Origin of the sequence: Streptomyces thermovulgaris, assembly GCF_002155915.1 — a bacterium.
Taxonomy (GTDB): domain Bacteria; phylum Actinomycetota; class Actinomycetes; order Streptomycetales; family Streptomycetaceae; genus Streptomyces; species Streptomyces thermovulgaris.
Genome location: NZ_MUME01000410.1, coordinates 1 through 1,754, shown reverse-complemented (window position 1 = coordinate 1,754; position 1,754 = coordinate 1). Strand labels below are relative to the sequence as shown.

Annotated in this window: 1 protein-coding gene and 1 pseudogene; one reads left to right on the top strand and one right to left on the bottom strand. The window is 67.8% G+C overall.

Features of this window, described 5'->3' with window-relative positions:
* Positions 1–142: 142 nt before the first annotated feature.
* On the top strand, positions 143–1,405 hold the full coding sequence (locus CCN35_RS25415) for an IS701 family transposase (protein ID WP_245863462.1): 1,263 nt from the start codon (positions 143–145) through the stop codon (positions 1,403–1,405).
* Between the two features lie 177 nt (positions 1,406–1,582).
* On the opposite strand, the pseudogene CCN35_RS25410 reads toward CCN35_RS25415, so the two are convergent.
* Positions 1,583–1,754 (bottom strand): annotated as a pseudogene (locus CCN35_RS25410) (IS5/IS1182 family transposase); the annotation flags it as partial.

Below are 1,754 nucleotides of genomic sequence, written 5' to 3'. Positions count from 1 at the left end.
TCTCAGGGCAATACAGCTAGTACTCCAGCAGGACTTTTAGATTTCCCCTGGTCAACGGCCTGGCGGTGGGGAGTGTAGCGGGTGTGTGGTGGTCGCGGGACGGTCTTGCCGGGGCCGTCCCGCGAACGTGTGCCCGCGCCGCATGCAACGGAAGCGTGCCGAGCAGTCCGTTGTCGTGATCCACGACGTACCGACGAACGCCTGGGACCTGGAACTCGAAGAACTCTTCCTGCGGACCGGAGCCCGCTTCCCCAGGGTGGAGGCCCGGCGGCGGATGCGGGACTACGTGCGTGGGCTGCTCGGCCCGGTAGGCCGCAAAAACAGCTGGCAGCTCGCCGAGTACGACGGCCACGCCACCCCGGACGGCCTGCAGCACCTGCTGTCCCGCAGCCGCTGGGACGCCGACGAAGTCCGCGACGACCTGCAGGCCTACGTCGCCGAACAACTCGGCGAGAAAAACGGGGTGTTGATCGTGGACGACACCGGCTTCGTGAAGAAGGGAACCACCTCCGCCGGGGTGCAGCGCCAGTATTCCGGCACCGCCGGCCGGACCGAGAACTGCCAGATCGGCGTCTTCGCCGCCTACGCCACCACCCGGGGCCACGCCCTGGTCGACCGTGAGCTCTACCTGCCCAAGTCCTGGACCGACGACCGCGAGCGCTGCCAAGCGGCCCGCGTCCCCGACGATCGCGGCTTCCAGACGAAGGGCGAACTGGCACGCGACATGATCCTGCGAGCCCTGGCCTCTCCACTTCTCTTCAGCTGGGTAACCGCTGATGCCGCCTACGGCCAGGACTCGCACTTCCGCCGCTTTCTGGAAGACCACGGGCTCTTCTACGTCGTCGCCGTGCCCAAGTCCCAGCAGGTGAACGGCCCGCGCATCGACCACCTCATCGCCCAGGCCCCGCCCGAGGCGTGGCAACGCCTGTCCGCGGGGCAGGGGGCGAAGGGCGAGCGCTCCTACGACTGGGCCGCCGCCCGCCTGCCCGCCATCGGCGAGTTCGACGGCGACGAGCCCGCCCGGCAACGGTGGATGCTGGCCCGCCGCAGCATCAGCAAACCCGACGAGATCGCCTATTACCTCGCCTGCGCCCCGCTGGAGGCCACCGTCGCCGACCTGGTCCGTGTCGCCGGCTGCCGCTGGAAGATCGAGGAGTGTTTCCAGAGCGCGAAGAACGAGTGCGGCCTGGACCAGTACGAAGTCCGCCGCTACGTGGGCTGGTACCGGCACATCACGCTCGCCATGCTCGCCCACGCCTTCCTCGCCGCGATGGCCACCCAGGAACGCGAAAAAGGGGTGACACGGCCGACACGCCCGACCTCGTGGATCTCACACCAGCTGAAATCCGCCGTCTGCTGGCAACTGAACCCCGCCGCCATCCTGCACGCCGCGACCACGCGGTGAACTGGTCCCGCTGGAGACGCCGCCACCAAGCACGCGCCCGACGCTGTCACTACATGCGGCGCGGGCACACGTTCGCGGGACGGCCCCGGCAAGACCGTCCCACGACCACCACACACCCGCTACACTCCCCACCGCCAGGCCATTGACCAGGGGAAATCTAAAAGTCCTGCTGGAGTACTAGGGCTTGTCTGGCAAATGATTTTGGTGGGGTGTGCGGAGCCAGAGGATGAGTGACGCAAGGTGGAGTCCGGCCCGGTAGCGGGCGGCCAGTTTGTCGAAGCGGGTCGCTACCGCCCGGAACTGCTTGAGCCGGGCGAAGCAGCGTTCGACGACATTGCGGGCCTTGTAC

Bases quoted from the DNA above. Each gene is read 5' to 3' on its own strand.
- CCN35_RS25415 (WP_245863462.1), top strand. From the start codon at position 143: ATGCAACGGAAGCGTGCCGAGCAGTCCGTTGTCGTGATCCACGACGTA.